The organism is Ideonella azotifigens, from assembly GCF_006519715.1.
Classification (GTDB): Bacteria; Pseudomonadota; Gammaproteobacteria; order Burkholderiales; family Burkholderiaceae_C; genus Ideonella; species Ideonella azotifigens.
In genome coordinates, this window is sequence record NZ_VIDT01000060.1 from 1 (window position 1) to 15,444 (window position 15,444).

The following is a 15,444-nucleotide window of genomic DNA, read 5'->3' on the forward strand; positions in this document are numbered from 1 at the left end:
CCACGGGTCCAACCCCAGGGCCGAGCCCAGCGCCAGGCCCACGCCATGCAGGCTGACCGCGTGGCTTTCGCGCGCCCTGCACAGCGTGGCCAGTGCCGCGCCGCCAGCGGCAAAGAAGTTCTCGGAATGGACTTCGATGAAGCCCAGCTGCGGCGCGCCGCCTTCCAGCAGCTCGCGTTCGTGCGACTGGCGCCAGCCGATGCCCACCCTGGTGGAAGGCAAGGGAGACAGCGGGTGGGACATGGCGGCGCGTGGTGGGTATCGAAGAAGTCGGGCAGGGCTTACTTCTTCATCGCGGCCTTGGCCTCTTCGGCCGTCATGCCCTTCATGGACTTGCAGGTGCCCTTGGCCACGTACTTCCATTCGGCCGGGTCGGTGCCGGTGGTGGCCTGGCCGGCGCAGGAATGGCTGCCGCTCAGGTTCGCGCAGTCATTGGCGCCGGCCTTGGTGATGCCGTAGCACTTCTCCTTGGCCTCTGCCGCGTGGGCGGTGGTGGCAGCGGCGCCCAGGCCCAGCGACAGGGCAGCGGCCAGGGCGGAAGAAACGAGTTGATGCGAGTTCATGAAAAGCTCCTTGGAGAAATGGGGCGGATGAAATGAAGCGAGATTAGGTCAAGCCGAAGGCTTGTGGTCTTGGTGCTTGACCGCGAGGCCCGGTGGACTTTCACGGCTTGCAGCACGGCGACATGGCTGTGTCGGCGGCCAGGCCGCATTCCTTACACTGCGCGCTGACTTGTTTTTGCCACCGCCTTCGCAGGCGGCGTCGACCATGACCGACTTTGCCCGTGCGGTAGAGACTTTGCGGCCCCAGCTGATGCGCTACGCCCGCTCGCAGTTGCGCAACGACGCGCTGGCCGAAGACGCAGTGTCGGACACCTTGCTGGCGGCGCTGGAGAAGCCGCAGGCCTTCACCGGCCAGTCGCAGCTGAAGACCTGGCTGGTCGGCATCCTGAAGCACAAGCTGATCGACCAGTTGCGCCGCCACTCGCGTGAGCTCAACGTGCTGTCGCAGGACGACTGCGAGGATCTGGACGAACAGCTGTTCGACGCCACAGGCCACTGGCGCGAAGTGCCGGCCGACTGGAGCGACCACCCGGAAGCTTCGCTGGGCCAGCAGCAGTTCCTGAAGGTGATGGACGCCTGCGTCGAAAAACTGCCGGCAACGCAGGGCCGGGTGTTCCTGATGCGGGAATGGCTGGAACTGGAGACCGACGAAGTTTGTAAGGAATTGAGCATCAGCACGACCAACCTGTGGGTGCTGCTGCACCGTGCCCGCCTGCGGCTGCGCGACTGCCTGCAGCTCAACTGGTTCGGCCAAAAAGCCGCCTAATCTTCCATGCGTTTCAAGCTCAACTGCCGCCAGGCCAGCACGCTGCTGCTGCAATCCGAGGACCGCACGCTGCGCACCGGCGAGCGCCTGGGCCTGCGGCTGCACCTGATGATCTGCGAGGCCTGCACCCGCTTCAAGGGCCAGCTGCGCGTGATGCGCAGCGCCACCGGCCGCTGGAAGCAATACCGCGACACGCTGGAAGACGACGCAGGCGGCCCGCCGCACGCCTGATGCCCGGGCCGGCATCAGCCGCGCTTTCCACCCGTTTCTCCTGGCTTTCCTGCCAGCGCGAGCACCCTACGATGGGGCCGTTTCCCCGGATGCCGTTCGGCCACCGGGGCCTTGCCGCCGCGCTGCCCGCCCGAGATGACCGACCTGTCGCTTCCGCCGCTGTCACTGGCCCCGCCGGAGGGCCACCCGCCGCCTGCCGCAGGCCAGGGCCTTGCCCCAGGCGGCTTCGTCTGGCCCACGCCGCCCTACCCTTGCTATTCGCCAGGCTTGCCGCAGTGCGAACCCGAGGCCTGCGAGATCGAGGGCCTGAACGGCAAGATCATGAAGGCGCGCATGACGCTGTTCTCGCCGGCCGAGGATCAGCTGCTGGTGCAGCTGCCGCCTTCGCGCACGACGGTACCAGTCAAGCTCTCGCAGTTCCGCAGGCTGACCCTGCTGGCCCCGCTGTCGCCTTCGTTCATGAGTCGCGGGGCGGCGCCCGCCGAGCTGATGGACTTCCACCCCACGGTGGCGTATCAGCTCGAGCTGGGCGATGGCACGCAACTCACTGGCCGCACCATTGGCCACGTCGAGAACGTGCATGGCCTGTTCCTGTTTCAGCCGCTGGACGAAGGTGGCACGGTGCGGCGCGTCTTCTGCGCCAAGGGCGTGTACGCGCGCGCCAGCTTCGGCCCGGTGCTGGGCGAGGTGCTGCTGGCCGCTCACAGCGCCACGCCGGCCCAGATCGCCAACGTGCTGGCCGAGCAGGAAGGCCTGCGCGAGCAGCGCCTGGGCGACGTGCTGATGAACCAGAACGTGCTCTCGCGCGAGCAACTGGAAACTGCGCTGTCCTCGCAGTCCCGCATGCCGATGGTGCGCATCGGCGAAGCCTTGCTGGCGCTCGGTTTCATCACGCCTGCGCAACTGGACCACGCGCTGGCAGAACAACGCGGCAACCGCTCGGTGCCACTGGGCGAGTTGCTGGTGCGCGGCGGCCACATCGACCGCAACGAGCTGCGCACCGCGCTGGCCCGCAAGATGGGCTACCCGGTGGTGCAGGTCGACACCTACCCGGTGGACCCGGCGGCGCTCAAGCAGATTCCGCTGCCCGTGGCCAGGCGCATGAACGTGCTGCCGCTGCAGGCGCTTGCCGGCCGGCTGGTGGTGGCACTGGAAGACCCGTCGCGCGGCGACGTGCTGGAAGAACTGGCCTTCCTCGCCCAAGGCAAGATCGTGCCGGTGCTCTCCGCCAGCGACAACCTGGCCCACGTCATCCAGGTGGCCTACCAGAAGCACGGCTATGAAGACTCGCTCAGCATCGGCCTGATCGAACCGGTTGGCCTGAATTTCGACGAAGGCGGCACCGAACGGCTGCTGGCCGACCTGGAGTTGAGCCGCACCGTGGACGTGCCGGCCGACGACACCATCGAGCAATCCGACAACACGCTGGTGCGGCTGATCAACACCATGATCGTCGAGGCCTACAGCCAGGGCGTGTCCGACATTCACATCGAGAGCCACCCAGGCTCGGAGAAGCTGCGCATCCGCTTCCGCCGCGACGGCATGCTGCGCCCTTACCTGGAGCTGCCGCCCAGCTACCGCAGCGCCATGATCGCCCGCATCAAGATCATGTGCGACCTGGACATCTCGGAGCGCCGCCGCCCACAGGACGGCAAGATCAACTTCGCGCGTTTCGTGCCGTCCTGCCCGGTCGAGCTGCGCGTGGCGACCATCCCGACCAGCAACAACCTTGAAGACGCGGTGCTGCGCATCCTGGCCTCGGCCCGGCCCATCCCGCTGGACCAGCTGAGCCTGTCGCCGCGCAACGTCAAAGCCCTGAAAGAGGCCGTGGAGCGCCCCTACGGCCTGGTGCTGTGCGTCGGCCCCACGGGCTCGGGCAAGACCACCACGCTGCACTCCGCGCTCAGCCACATCAACGTGCCCGAGCGCAAGATCTGGACGGCCGAGGACCCGGTCGAAATCACCCAGCCCGGCCTGCGCCAGGTGCAGGTGAACCCCAAGATCGACTGGACCTTCGCCAAGGCCTTGCGCGCCTTCCTGCGCGCCGATCCGGACGTCATCATGGTCGGCGAAATCCGCGACCAGGAGACCGCCAAGATCGCCGTCGAATCCTCGCTGACGGGCCACCTGGTGCTGTCCACGCTGCACACCAACAGCGCCGCCGAAACGGTCACGCGACTGCTGGACATGGGCATGGACCCGTTCAACTTCGCCGACTCGCTGCTCGCCGTGCTGGCCCAGCGCCTGGTCCGCAAGCTCTGCGCCCACTGCCGCACGACCGAGCCGATGTCAGCCGAACAGCGCGACGAACTGCTGGACGACTACCTGCACGCCTGGTCCCGCGGCCGCGCAGGCTCCCCCACGCGCGACGGCCTGCTGAGCGAATGGCAGCAACGCTTCGGCGACGAACAAGGCCGCCTGCTGCGCTACCACAGCCCCGGCTGCAGCCACTGCAGCCAGACGGGGGTGCGCGGCCGCGTCGGCGTGCACGAACTGCTCACCGTCTCCCGCCAACTCCGCCACCTGATCCAGACCAGCACCCGCGCCGACGACATCCAGCAGCAAGCGCTGGCAGAAGGCCTGCGCACGCTGCGGCAGGATGGCATTGAGAAGGTGCTGGCGGGGTTGACGACCTTGGAAGAGGTGCGGGCGACAAGCAATGTTTAGTTGGCGGCCGCTTTCGTCACCAGTTTCCCGGCACCGAGATGGGTATCCAGGAAACGCACCAGGGCGGCGAAGAACTCCTGACGGTGCTCCTGCAGGGATAGTTGATGGTCACCAGCCTCCTGGGTGATGAACTCGAACTGTTTGCCGGCGCTCTTCAACGCCTTGGCCATGAGCTCAGACTGCTCGTAGGGCACTGATGCGTCGGCCGTGCCGTGCACCAGCAGCACCGGTACCTTGATCTCCGCAGCCCGCTGGGCTGGAGATGTGGCCTTGAGCTGCTGCCGGTCGTACCAGTAGTTGCCCATCATCTTGTCCAGCCCCGCGGTGTTGAACAGGTCGGCCGTGTGGCGAGACAGGGTTACCAGATCGGAAACCCCCGCGAAACTGACGGCACAGCGATAAAGATCCGGCGTCTTCACGGCGCCCATCAGGGCCGCATACCCACCAAAGCTGGCGCCAGCCACGCAGATGCGCGACGGATCGGCATGACGTTCGGCGACCGCCCATTGCACGCCGTCCGTGAGATCGTCCTGCATCTCCAGGCCCCACTTCTTCAGGCCGGCCTTGATGAAGCTGATGCCTTGTGAATCGGACCCCCGGAAGTTCACCTGCAGCACGGCATAGCCGCGCGATGCCAACAGTTCCGCCCAGGGATCGAAATCCTTGTCGTCGGACCAGATGGGGCCGCCATGTGGCATGAGGACCATGGGCCATCCGGCAGCGGGCTTCTGACCCTTGGGCAAGGTGAGGTAGCCGCGGATGGCTAGACCATCGCGTGACTTGTAGCCGATGCTTCGCTTACCTGTCATCTGGGAAGGATCGAGCTCGGGATATTGCCGCACGACCAGCCTCAGCAAGCCGCTGCGCCTTTCGCCCACATACAGTTCCGGCGGCACGCCATTGCCACTCGACGACACCACATAGCGCTCGCTGTCCGCGCTGAAAGGCCCAATGCGATTGAAGCGGCCGGGCAGGACTTCATCGATGGCCCGCGCAAGCTCCTTCAGATCTTCGGGTATGAACGCCCTGGCTGCATCACCTTCCCCAGGGCCGGTGTAGCCAATCAGACGATGTGTGCCGGGCGCAAACCGCACACCAGCAAAATCATCTGCGTCGCTGGCTGCCAGCAAGTGCCTCTTGGGTTCACCCGCCTCGTCCAGGTCGTCGAGCTTGGCCGAGAAAAGGGCCAGCCGATCATTCTCTTCGGCCGTGAAATACAACAAATTGGGATCGTCGCCGAACGCGATCGGGTAGACAGTCTTGGGATCTTCAGCTTTGAAGCGCCATAGCACCCGCCAGTCTGCGCCGGCGTTGTCCCGCACGGAGATCTGAACCCCGTCCTCGCGCCCGCGCACCGCCAACCTCACGCGATGCTGCGCGTCGACCAGCCAGCTGGTGTAATCCCGTCCGGACTGAAGCATCTTGTCCTTGCCGGTGTTGACGTCCACTTCCAGGATCATGCCGAACTGACGCATCAGGACGTGTTGCCCATCGTCCGGATTCCAGTCGACGACGCGATCCTGCGAAAAGGACTCCGAAGGTGCGAGCTGCACTAGGTGACCACCGTCGGCGTCCATCGCCAACGCTCGCGACTGCCGGATGGAAACCCCGCGGATTTTCGAAGTGAAGCCCGTGCTCACCACCAGTCGCTGGTTGTTCGCCCAACGAACCCAGTTCAGCTGGAACTTCCGATCATCGGTTTCGAGCGCGCCCTTCAACTCCGAACCATCAAACCGGCTGGTGAATACCACCGAACCGTTGGCCTTGTGGGCAATGCCTGCCAGATGCTGTCCGTCGGGCGACAAGGCCAGGGACTGGATGGCGGGCAGGGTGGCGAACGCAGCCACCGGAACAGCACGCGGCGACGCCGGAACCTCATCGCCTGAAGACGGCGCCCCACCGCCAGGTGTCTGCGCCCAGCCAGCGCCGGCAGCGACCGCCAGGACGCAGAGGGTCGATACCGAACGCGATGTTGGCGCGGCCACTGCGACTCGCAAAAACTCCGGAATCACTTCACCGCCGCCGAACCAGGGCCGATGTTCTGGTCCAGGAACTTCAGCGTTTCGTCGAGGAACTTCACATGATCGCTCTGGCGGACCAGGTTGTGGTCGCCCCCCTCCAGCGTCACGAAGCGGTGATTCTTGCCGGCGGCCTTGAGCGCCTTGTCCATCTGCACGGTCTGGTCGTAGGGCACCTGGGCATCCACCGTCCCATGCACCAGCAGGACAGGGACCTTGATCTCGGCAGCACGGTAAGCGGGCGAGGTTTGCTTCAGCCGGTCCCGGTCGTTCCAGTAGTTGCCGAGTTGCTTGTCGGCCACCTTGCTGCCGCCAAAGCCCGCCCAGTTCCTTGAGATGTCGACCAGGTTGCTGACCCCGGCGAAGCTGACCGCACAGCGGTACAGGTCCGGCGTCTTCACCGCACCCATCAAGGCAGCGTAGCCACCATAGCTCGCACCGACGATGCACATGCGCTTGGGGTTCGCAATGTGAGCGCCCAAGGCCCATTGCACGCCATCGGTCAGGTCATCCTGCATCTCCATGCCCCAGCGCTGCAGGCCGGCATCCTGGAAGCTCCGTCCCAGATTGCTCGAACCTCGGAAATTGATCTGCAACACCGCATAGCCACGAGATGCCAGCAACTCCGTCCAAGGATCGAAGTCGATGTCGTCTTGCGAAATCGGCCCGCCGTGAGGCAGCACGACCATGGGCCAGCCTTCCTCGGGGGTATCGGACTTGGGCACCGTCAGGAAACCCTTGATCTCAAGGCCGTCACGGGCCTTGAAATTGATGCGGCGCTTGCCGGACAGGTCTTCGGGTTTCAGATCGGGATAGCGATCGCCAATCAGCTTGAGCGTGCCAGCCTTGCGGTCTCCCACCAACAACTGCCCGGGAACGCCGTTGCCTGAAGAGTTGACCAGGTATCTGTTCCGGTCCTGGCTGAATCCATAGATGAAGTTGAAGCGCTTGGGCAGGAGACGGTCAATGTCCGTGGCCAAATCCTTCAGAGACTCGTCAATGAATGCCCGAGCCGCATCACCCTCGCGCACGTAGCCAAATCCCACCAGTTCCCCATTTGACAACCGGCGAATATTCGCTACATGCTCATTTTCCCGCGCAGCAACCAGGTCCATGGTCGGTTGCCCCTGGGCATCCAGCTTGTCGAGGTGTGCAAGGTAGAGCGCTTGATAGTCCCCCTTCAAAGCCGTGACATACAGCGTTTGCGGATCACGACCGAAGGCAATTGGGTGGATGTCCTTGCGATCAAAGAAGCTGTAGCTCCAGAGCTTGCGCCAGTCGCCCTTGTCGGAATCCCGGCCGATCACCTCGACCAAGTCCTTTTCCTCGTCCGCACGAACACCGACGCGTATTTGATGCTGGGCGTCCGTCAGCCACGTCCAAACGTTCTCACGCGGACCCAGGACCTGAGTGCGCTTGCCCGTGTTCACGTCGACCAGATAGACCCCAGGGGCAAAGATGTAGAAGTCCTCAACGATGGACATCAGCACATGCTGCCCGTCCTGGGGCAGCCAATCGATCACGTTGTCCTGGTGCTGGGCCAGCCACTTGCTGTTGGACTGGCGAGGCGGCGGCACCAGATTGACAACGTTCTCGCCCTTGAGGTCCATGGCCAGTGCCCGGGTTTCCCAGGCCACGGCCCCTCGCGTGGTCGAAGGGAACCGAAGGCTGACCACCAAGCGCTCGTTGTTGACCCACTGCACCCAGTTGAACAGGAACTTGTTGTTGTCCGTGTCCAGTATCGGCCGAATGCCTGAACCGTCCCAGTTGCCGGTGACCAGCGACGACTTGCCGCCGATGTTCATGAAACCCACAAGGCGCAGACCATCTGGCGACAAACGGAAGTCGTCCAACAATGGCTGGGCAGCAAAGACCTCAACGGCTGGCGGTGCGGCAACTGCACTGCCAAACACAATGCCGAAAGCCATGCCCCACGCCAATGTCATCGGAGCACGCCACTGCGCACGCAAACTGGACCTCATGAATATCCCTCCACCTTGTTGTACAACGCCTACCGCCTGACCTCAATGGTTTCACTGCGTTCGACCGGCGGGGCTGCGGCCGAGGATGTTACCTAGCTCACCTGAACTCGTCGTCCCCCCAGCTCAGGGGGATCATCATGAGATTGGCGGATGACTCGTTCAGGGCAATCGCTTAGACCAGCCCTTCAAGCGGCCACACCTGAACCTCATCGCCCGCCTCGGGCGGTGCCCCGGACCTCGTCCAACGGCCCGGACCCCTGCCGGCCAGCGGCACCGCCCACCGTCTACCGCCGAGCCAGTCAAACGGCTGTGGCGCGGCTGCAATGCGGGCATGAGCTTCGTCCACAGACAGCCCGCTATCCCGGGGCATAGTGGCCCGGAAAGGGTTTCGGGCATGGTGCGGCGCCATGTGTTTTTCGGCTGAGACAGGCAACGGCATGCCAAGATCCTGGCCGCCCTCCACCGCCATCCGTTGAACCGCCCCGCCATGGCCTCCCGGCCCGCTTGCCCGCGTTGCCACCGACCCCTGCGCGGCTGCCTGTGCAGCTTTGCGCGACCGGTAACCAATGAGGTGCCTGTGCTGGTGCTGCAGCATCCGCTGGAAACCGGCCATCCGAAGGGCAGCGTGCCGTTGCTGCAGCTGAGCCTGGCCGACTGTCGCGTGGAAACAGGCGAGCGGTTCGACCCAGGCTTGCTGGCCGACTGGCTGGGGCCGCCGGGCCACAGCCTGCTGCTCTATCCCGAAGCAGTGCTGGGCTCGCAGCCAGCAGTGCCTGCGGCCGTCGCTGCCATGCCAGGCCAATTGGTAGTCATTGACGGCACCTGGCGCAAGAGCCTGAAGATGCTGCTGCTGAACCCCGGCCTGCAAGCCCTGCCTCGCCTGTCATTGCAAACGCCGCCGCCTTCGCGCTATGGCTCGCTGCGCCAGGCGCCACAGGCCGCCCAGCGCTCGACGCTGGAAGCCTGTTGCCTGGCGCTGGGTCAACTCGAACAAGCCCCCGCAAACTACCTGCCGCTGCTGGCCGCGTTCGACGACTTCGTGCGGCAGCGGGCTCTGGTCACTTGATGGCATGCGGGCCGCGCGAGATCCGACCAGACAGGCGCCGGCGCTCGCCGTGGAAGGCGAGCTGGCCGGCTGAGCCGATCAGGCCTTGTTGGCCAATGCCGCGACGCGGCGGTCGATCAGGCGACGCATGTTGCCCATCGAGATCTGGTGCGCGTGCATGAGCGATAGCAGGCCATTGCGGGCCAGTTCCAGCGTCTCGGCATCGGTCAGCTGCGCCAGGCGCTCTTCGTCCACGGCCAGGAAGCCATCGACCGTCAGCGTGCTGCCGTCTGGCAGCGTGGCGTCGAAGCGCTTGGGCTGCAGCAGCTTCAGCTCCATCATGCGTTGGCCGGCCAGGCGCGTGCGCTCGGTCTCGACTTCCAGCTGCTCGATGAACTTGCGCAGCTCGGTGATCATCGGCGTGGGCTGGCCGTCGGCACCGAAGATGGCTTCGCCTTCCTCGGTCGAGAAGCCTTCCCAGCTTTCGTCCAGCACCACGGCGAACTGGTCCGGGCCGACGCGCGCCATCGTGAACGGATAGGCGCGCAGGGCCGCCGGCACGTAGAACGCGTCCCAGCGGCCATCGGCCTGCAGGAACAGGTTTTCGCCCTGGGTGACGCCGAAAACGGCGACCGGTGCGACCTGCTCCTTGCCCTGCTCGTCCTTGCCAGCGGCCAGGAACAGGATGGGGTATTCCTTGCACGCATCGCCGAATTCGGCGGTGGTCAGGAACAGCGAGTTCAGGCCGGTGGAAGCCTTCAGGTTGCTGAGGGCCGTGCGCAGCTTCAGGTTGCGATGCTTGTCGCGATCCAGCGCGGTGGGTTTCTTGTGCAGTTCAGGGTTGATCAATCGGGTTCTCCAGATTCATGCAGGCGACTGGCAAGCACCTTGTCGACGCGCTTGCCATCGAGGTCCACCACCTCGAAGCGCCAACCGCCCCACTCCACCGTGTCGGTGGTGTGCGGCAGCCGGCCCAGCAACAGCATGATCATGCCTGCCAGGGTGTTGTAGCGCCCGCGGTCTTCCTCGGGCAATTCTTTCAATTCAAGCCGGTCCTTCAGCTCGGGCGTCGGCATCAGGCCGTCGACCAGCCAGCTGCCGTCGGCACGCTGCACCGCCCAGGCGTCTTCTTCGCCCGGGTTGCTGAATTCGCCGGTGATGGCTTCCATCACCTCGCGCATCGTGATCACGCCCTGCACCGCGCCATATTCGTCGACCACGAACACCAGGTCCGCGCCGGTGGTGCGGAAATGCTCCAGCAGCTCCATGCCCGACAGCGTCTCCGGCACGAACACCGGCGGCTGCAAGTGGTCGGCCAGCGAGGCCAGCCGGCTCTCGGCCACCGGGCGGATCAGGCTGTGCGCGGCGACCACGCCAATCACATCGTCCAGCCCGCCGCGGCAGACCGGGTAGCGCGAGTGCTCCTCTTCGGCCACCACGCGCAGCACTTCCTCGATGCTCGCGTTGACATCCAGCCAGGTGATTTCCGCGCGCGGAATCATCATCGAGCCGATCTGCCGGTCGTCCAGGCGGAACACATTGCGCACCATCTGGTGCTCCTGCGCCTCGATCACGCCCGCATCCAGCCCCTCTTCCAGGCTGGCAGCGATCTCTTCTTCCGTCACGCTGCGTGACGGACCGCCCTTGATGCCGAACAGCCGCAGCGTGGTTTCGGTGCAGGCCGCCAGCAGCCAGACCAGCGGCCGCGCTCCCACGGAGAGCCACTGCATCGGCTGGGCCACCAGCCGCGCCACCGTCTCCGGGTACATCTGGCCCAGGCGCTTGGGCACCAGTTCGCCAAAGATGATGCTGAGGATGGTGATGATCATCACCACCAGCGCGGTGGCCGTCAGGTCCGCTGCGCGCTCGCCCAGCAGCGGGAAGATCGACCTCAGCCACAACGCCACCGGCGCAGAGAAGGCCGCCTCGCCGACGATGCCATTCAGCACACCAATCGAAGTGATGCCGATCTGCACCGTGGACAGGAAGCGCGTGGGGTTCTCGTGCAGCGCAATCGCTGCGCTCGCGCCGCGCTCGCCGGCCTCCACCATCACCTGCAGCCGCGCCTTGCGGCTGGCGGCAAGCGCCATTTCCGACATGGCGAACAGCCCGTTGATGAAGATCAGGAACGCAAGTAGGGCAAAGTCCATGGAACGCGGCCTGCAAATTCCGGGCCGCAACGCGAAGTGAATGGGGTTGCGAGCGTAGCAGAATCGCCCCATGCACTACCTCATCGGCGACCTCCAGGGCTGTTGCGACGCCTTGGCGCGCCTGCTCGCCCAGATCGACTTCTCGCCTTCTCGCGACCACGTGCACCTGCTCGGCGACCTGGTCAATCGCGGCCCTGATTCACTCGGCACGTTGCGCAGCCTGCGCGCGCTCGGCGCCAGCGCCACCTGCCTGCTCGGCAACCACGACCTGCACCTGCTGGCCGTGGCCGCTGGCGTGCGCAAGCCCAACCGCAAGGACACGCTGGCACCCATCCTAGAAGACACCGAGCGCGAAGCCTGGCTGGACTGGATGCGCCAGCGCAAGCTGGCCGACCTCAGCGACGGCTGGCTGATGGTGCATGCCGGCGTGGTGCCGCAATGGACCCCCGGGCAGACGCTCTCGCTGGCGCGCGAGGTCGAGGCCATGATCCATGGCCCCGGCCTGAACGACTTCCTGCAGGTCATGTACGGCGACCGCCCCGCCCGCTGGGACGACACGCTGCAAGGCAACGACAGGCTGCGCGCAGTCGTCAACGTGCTGACCCGCATCCGCTTCTGCGCGGCCGACGGCACGCTGGACTTCGCGACCAAGGACGGCGCCGACGCCGCCCCACCCGGCATGCGCCCCTGGTTCGCGCACGAAACCCGCCTCACGGCAGGCCAACCGATGGCCTTCGGCCACTGGTCCACGCTGGGCCTGATCGACAGCCCCGAACTGCTGGCGCTGGACACCGGCTGCATCTGGGGTGGCCAGTTGACCGCCGTGCGCGTGGACGGCGGCCGCCGCGAGGTCATCCAGGTCCAGTGCCAGCAAGCGCAGGCACCGGGCTGAGTTACCATCTCTGCCCCAGCAAGGGAAGCGTGGCCGAGCGGTTTAAGGCACCGGTCTTGAAAACCGGCGAGGGTTCATCCCCTCCGTGAGTTCGAATCTCACCGCTTCCGCCAGTCCTGCCAGCCGCGCCGCGGCCCGTTCAGCAGCTCTGGCGAAAGCACTCACAACCCTCACAGCCGCGGTTCGCCGTCCTCGCTGATCGTCAGCGACGGGCCGGGCGGATTCGAGGTCTGCACGTGGTGTTCCACGCCGCGGTAGTAGTAGGTCACGTCCCAGTAGTCCGGGCGGCCTTGCGGCGGGCTGCTGGCGCAGCGCTGCACACCCTGGGTCGACACCACCGTCCCACCGCCAGCATTGGCGCCGACCACCGCGCCCGCAAAAGCCCCAACCGCGCCACTGCCGTGGCCGCCACCGATCTGGTGACCCAGGATGCCGCCAATCACGCCGCCCACCAGCGCACCGGCCGGATTGGGTTCGCGCTGCACCACCTGTTCACGCTCGATCCAGCAGCGCTGCTGCTGCGGTCCGGTGTAGACCGCATGCACCGCGCTCACCGGCACTTCGACCAGGCGTTCCTGGGGACGGCGGTGCCAGTCGTAAACCGGGACCGGAGCAGGCAGCGGCACCGGTGACGGGGCGTAGCGCCACTCTTCGTAGTGCGCCGCCGGACGCAGCCAGCGCATCGACGACACGCGGTCGTTCATGCCCATCGAGCCGAGATCCGGGTAACGGCCGGGTCGCAGGATCATGCAGCGGCCACTGTATTCAGGATGCTCGCAGACCTCCCAGGCTCCGCCGGCCACCGTCACAGACGAGGCACGGTCATTGAAACCGAAGCGGCGGAAGTCAGGGATGTCCTGCTCGGCGCTGAACGAGCGGCCGCGGAAGCCGTCATGCTCGAACAGCGTGACCTGGCCTTGCGCCTGAATGGGTGGCGGCGGGGGTGGGTCGTAACGCCCCTCATCGCGGCCAGCCTCGCGGGCCGAAGAGAGCTTGTTGCTCAGGTGGAATTCATGCAGCGACGGGTACTCGCCCGGCCGCAGCACCACGCAGCGCCCACCGAAGTCGGCGTGTTCGCAAACCTCCCAAGGCTCACCGCGCACGATGACCGAGGAGGCCTGGTCGTTGAACCCGCGTCGCTCGAAGTTGTCGACCGGGTGGTGCAGCGTGACGGCGCGACCCTGGAAGTCGGGGTGCTCGAAGAAGGTGATCTCGGCCGAGGCGTGGCAGGCGGCCGCGGTGGCCAACACGGCCAGCGCCAGTTTGAAGAGGGGTTTCATCGGGCGAATGTCGTTGTGGAAAGCCGGACCAGCGTCAGCCGGCCCGGTCAGCACAACGCACCGCCCGCCCTCCCTGATGACAAGGCCCTGTTGGCGTGTTGGTAAGCGGGTGTAGTGCGATGGATCAGGCCGGCATCGGCACGGCCGCTGCGCCTTCCAGCCGGAACGCGCGCACCAGGCCGGCCAGCCTGGCCGACTGCTCGCGCAGGCTCTCGGCCGCTGCGCTGCTCTGCTCGACCAGCGCGGCGTTCTGCTGGGTCACGTCGTCCAGCTGGCTGACGGCGTCGCCGATCTGGCCAATGCCGGTGCTCTGCTCGGCGCTGGCAGTGGATATCTCGCCGATCAGCCCACTGACCCGCCGCACCTCGGCGACGATCGCGTCCATCTCGCCACCCGCCAGCGCGACCTGCCGCGTGCCGGCCTCGACCCGCTCCACGCTGTGCTGGATCAGCGTCTTGATCTGCCTGGCCGCTTCGGCCGAGCGCTGCGCCAGCGTGCGCACTTCGCTGGCCACGACCGCAAAACCCTTGCCCTGCTCGCCGGCCCGCGCGGCTTCGACCGCGGCATTCAGCGCCAGGATGTTGGTCTGGAAGGCAATGCCGTCGATCACCGACAGGATGTCGGCCACCTGGCGCGAGGCCTGCGAGATGTCTGCCATCGTGCTGACCATCTGGCCAACCGCCTGACCGCCACGCAGCGCCGCGTCCACGCCACGCGCGGCCAGCTCGCTGGCCTGGCGGGCCGAATCGCTGCTGTTGCGCACCGAGCCGGTCAGCTGCTCCATCGATGCCGCCGTCTGCTGCAGGTTGCTGGCCTGCTCCTCGGTGCGCTGGCTCAGGTCGGCCGCGCCGGTGGCGATCTCGGCCGAGCCGGTGGCAATGCTCTCACTGCTGTCGCGCACCTGCGAGACCAGGCGCACCAGGCCTTCGTTCATGTCCTTCATGGCCTGCAGCAGCTCACCGGTTTCGTCGCGTGAGGTCACCTCGATCTTCGAGCTCAGGTCACCCGAGGCCACCGTGCGCGCCACGCCCACGGCCTGGCGCAGCGGCGTCACCACCGATCGGCGGATCAGGAAGGCCAGCAGGCCACCGCAGACCGCCGCCACCGTGGCCAGCACCAGCATCAGCACGCTGCTGGAGGCGGCGTCGCCCTGGATCTGCGTGACCGCGTCGCGCATCTCCTGCTGCTGCATCGCCACCAGCTCGTCCACTGCCTTGAAATACGTCTGCTGCAGGGGCCGCACGTCCTTCAGCAGCATGCGCGTGGCCTCTTCGTCGTCGTTGGCCATGCCCAGCGCAATGGCCTTGTCCATCGCCACCTCATACGGCTTGAGCGCTGCCTGCACCGCGGCCAGCAGCGCGTGGCCACGCTCGCTGTGCACCGAGGCATCCAGCAGCCGGGCCAGCTCGGCATTCTTGGCCCGCATCTCGTCGATGCGCTGCTTTTCCTTGGCCCGACCTTCGGGCTCGGACATCAGCACGATGTTGCGCACACCACGCGCCACCACGTTCATGTTGTCCTTGGTCTGCGAGAGCTGGTCGACCTTGACCAGGCGGTCGCTGGTCAGCTGCTCGACCGAGCGCTGGATCTCGGACAGCTTCGCAAAGCCGACGCCGGCCATGCCCAGTGCAATGGCGATGACGACGCCAAACCCCAGGGACAGACGGGTCCCGATCTTCATGTTGCTGGTCATGCCCATGACACGCTCCCTTGCCGATGCCGATTGATCTTGCGCTGTATCGGCACCGAAACGCCAAGCTCAAGGGACGCCATGGGCGCAGCGTGATTTGCCGCACTCTTCGGTGCGCGCAGGCGGCGCAGCCTGCCCGGCGGGTGCACCTGCTCACTCC

13 protein-coding genes and 1 tRNA gene are annotated in these 15,444 nt (G+C 66.0%); 6 read left to right on the forward strand and 8 right to left on the reverse strand.

Annotated features, from left to right (window positions below; translation table 11 throughout):
• Together FKP22_RS06400 and FKP22_RS06405 are read right to left on the reverse strand one after the other, a co-directional pair.
• On the reverse strand, positions 1 to 243 hold a 243-nt coding region (locus FKP22_RS06400; RefSeq protein WP_141286285.1), incomplete at its 3' end, for a multinuclear nonheme iron-dependent oxidase.
• A gap of 38 nt (positions 244 to 281) precedes the next feature.
• Positions 282 to 563, reverse strand: a complete 282-nt coding sequence (locus FKP22_RS06405; RefSeq protein WP_141286287.1) for a BufA1 family periplasmic bufferin-type metallophore — start codon at positions 561 to 563, stop codon at positions 282 to 284.
• Between the two features lie 205 nt (positions 564 to 768).
• Between FKP22_RS06405 and FKP22_RS06410 the strand changes: the two genes are divergently transcribed.
• From FKP22_RS06410 to FKP22_RS06420, 3 genes are all read left to right on the forward strand, one after another.
• On the forward strand, positions 769 to 1,329 hold the full coding sequence (locus FKP22_RS06410) for a sigma-70 family RNA polymerase sigma factor (protein ID WP_141286289.1): 561 nt from the start codon (positions 769 to 771) through the stop codon (positions 1,327 to 1,329).
• A gap of 6 nt (positions 1,330 to 1,335) precedes the next feature.
• Positions 1,336 to 1,560 carry an anti-sigma factor family protein gene (locus tag FKP22_RS06415; protein WP_141286291.1) on the forward strand — a complete coding sequence of 75 codons (225 nt, stop codon included), beginning with the start codon at positions 1,336 to 1,338 and terminating at the stop codon, positions 1,558 to 1,560.
• Between the two features lie 135 nt (positions 1,561 to 1,695).
• On the forward strand, positions 1,696 to 4,227 hold the full coding sequence (locus FKP22_RS06420; protein WP_141286293.1) for a GspE/PulE family protein: 2,532 nt from the start codon (positions 1,696 to 1,698) through the stop codon (positions 4,225 to 4,227).
• Here FKP22_RS06420 and FKP22_RS06425 read toward each other — a convergent pair.
• On the reverse strand, positions 4,224 to 6,074 hold the full coding sequence (locus FKP22_RS06425) for a S9 family peptidase (RefSeq protein WP_141286295.1): 1,851 nt from the start codon (positions 6,072 to 6,074) through the stop codon (positions 4,224 to 4,226). The genes FKP22_RS06420 and FKP22_RS06425 overlap by 4 nt on opposite strands.
• Positions 6,075 to 6,235: 161 nt before the next feature.
• Positions 6,236 to 8,173 carry an alpha/beta hydrolase family protein gene (locus FKP22_RS06430; RefSeq protein WP_170200781.1) on the reverse strand — a complete coding sequence of 646 codons (1,938 nt, stop codon included), beginning with the start codon at positions 8,171 to 8,173 and terminating at the stop codon, positions 6,236 to 6,238.
• A gap of 541 nt (positions 8,174 to 8,714) precedes the next feature.
• Between FKP22_RS06430 and FKP22_RS06435 the strand changes: the two genes are divergently transcribed.
• A complete protein-coding gene (locus FKP22_RS06435) occupies positions 8,715 to 9,293 on the forward strand; it encodes a tRNA-uridine aminocarboxypropyltransferase (RefSeq protein ID WP_141286309.1) in 579 nt (192 codons plus the stop codon).
• A gap of 78 nt (positions 9,294 to 9,371) precedes the next feature.
• On the opposite strand, the gene FKP22_RS06440 is transcribed toward FKP22_RS06435, so the two are convergent.
• Entirely contained in the window at positions 9,372 to 10,121 is a 750-nt protein-coding gene (locus FKP22_RS06440; protein WP_170200782.1) for a SapC family protein, read from the reverse strand.
• Positions 10,118 to 11,422 carry a hemolysin family protein gene (locus tag FKP22_RS06445; protein ID WP_141286301.1) on the reverse strand — a complete coding sequence of 435 codons (1,305 nt, stop codon included), beginning with the start codon at positions 11,420 to 11,422 and terminating at the stop codon, positions 10,118 to 10,120. The genes FKP22_RS06440 and FKP22_RS06445 overlap by 4 nt, the downstream gene beginning before the upstream one ends.
• 70 nt (positions 11,423 to 11,492) lie before the next feature.
• Here FKP22_RS06445 and FKP22_RS06450 point away from each other — a divergent pair, with 70 nt between their 5' ends.
• Positions 11,493 to 12,314, forward strand: a complete 822-nt coding sequence (locus tag FKP22_RS06450) for a symmetrical bis(5'-nucleosyl)-tetraphosphatase (protein ID WP_141286303.1) — start codon at positions 11,493 to 11,495, stop codon at positions 12,312 to 12,314.
• A gap of 23 nt (positions 12,315 to 12,337) precedes the next feature.
• Positions 12,338 to 12,427: transfer RNA gene (locus FKP22_RS06455), tRNA-Ser, on the forward strand.
• Positions 12,428 to 12,484: 57 nt separating this feature from the next.
• Here FKP22_RS06455 and FKP22_RS06460 read toward each other — a convergent pair.
• Together FKP22_RS06460 and FKP22_RS06465 are read right to left on the reverse strand one after the other, a co-directional pair.
• Positions 12,485 to 13,594 carry a beta/gamma-crystallin gene (locus tag FKP22_RS06460; protein WP_141286305.1) on the reverse strand — a complete coding sequence of 370 codons (1,110 nt, stop codon included), beginning with the start codon at positions 13,592 to 13,594 and terminating at the stop codon, positions 12,485 to 12,487.
• A 124-nt stretch (positions 13,595 to 13,718) separates the two neighbouring features.
• Complete coding sequence (locus FKP22_RS06465; RefSeq protein ID WP_141286307.1) at positions 13,719 to 15,293, reverse strand: methyl-accepting chemotaxis protein; 1,575 nt, start codon at positions 15,291 to 15,293, stop codon at positions 13,719 to 13,721.
• Positions 15,294 to 15,444: the final 151 nt, after the last annotated feature.

Excerpts from the sequence above, each read along its gene's own strand:
- FKP22_RS06420 (WP_141286293.1), top strand. The coding sequence starts at position 1,696 with ATGACCGACCTGTCGCTTCCGCCGCTGTCACTGGCCCCGCCGGAGGGC.
- FKP22_RS06410 (WP_141286289.1), top strand. The coding sequence starts at position 769 with ATGACCGACTTTGCCCGTGCGGTAGAGACTTTGCGGCCCCAGCTGATG.
- FKP22_RS06430 (WP_170200781.1), bottom strand. The coding sequence starts at position 8,173 with ATGGCTTTCGGCATTGTGTTTGGCAGTGCAGTTGCCGCACCGCCAGCC.
- FKP22_RS06460 (WP_141286305.1), bottom strand. The coding sequence starts at position 13,594 with ATGAAACCCCTCTTCAAACTGGCGCTGGCCGTGTTGGCCACCGCGGCC.
- FKP22_RS06465 (WP_141286307.1), bottom strand. The coding sequence starts at position 15,293 with ATGGGCATGACCAGCAACATGAAGATCGGGACCCGTCTGTCCCTGGGG.
- FKP22_RS06435 (WP_141286309.1), top strand. The coding sequence starts at position 8,715 with ATGGCCTCCCGGCCCGCTTGCCCGCGTTGCCACCGACCCCTGCGCGGC.
- FKP22_RS06405 (WP_141286287.1), bottom strand. The coding sequence starts at position 563 with ATGAACTCGCATCAACTCGTTTCTTCCGCCCTGGCCGCTGCCCTGTCG.
- FKP22_RS06445 (WP_141286301.1), bottom strand. The coding sequence starts at position 11,422 with ATGGACTTTGCCCTACTTGCGTTCCTGATCTTCATCAACGGGCTGTTC.
- FKP22_RS06415 (WP_141286291.1), top strand. The coding sequence starts at position 1,336 with ATGCGTTTCAAGCTCAACTGCCGCCAGGCCAGCACGCTGCTGCTGCAA.
- FKP22_RS06450 (WP_141286303.1), top strand. The coding sequence starts at position 11,493 with ATGCACTACCTCATCGGCGACCTCCAGGGCTGTTGCGACGCCTTGGCG.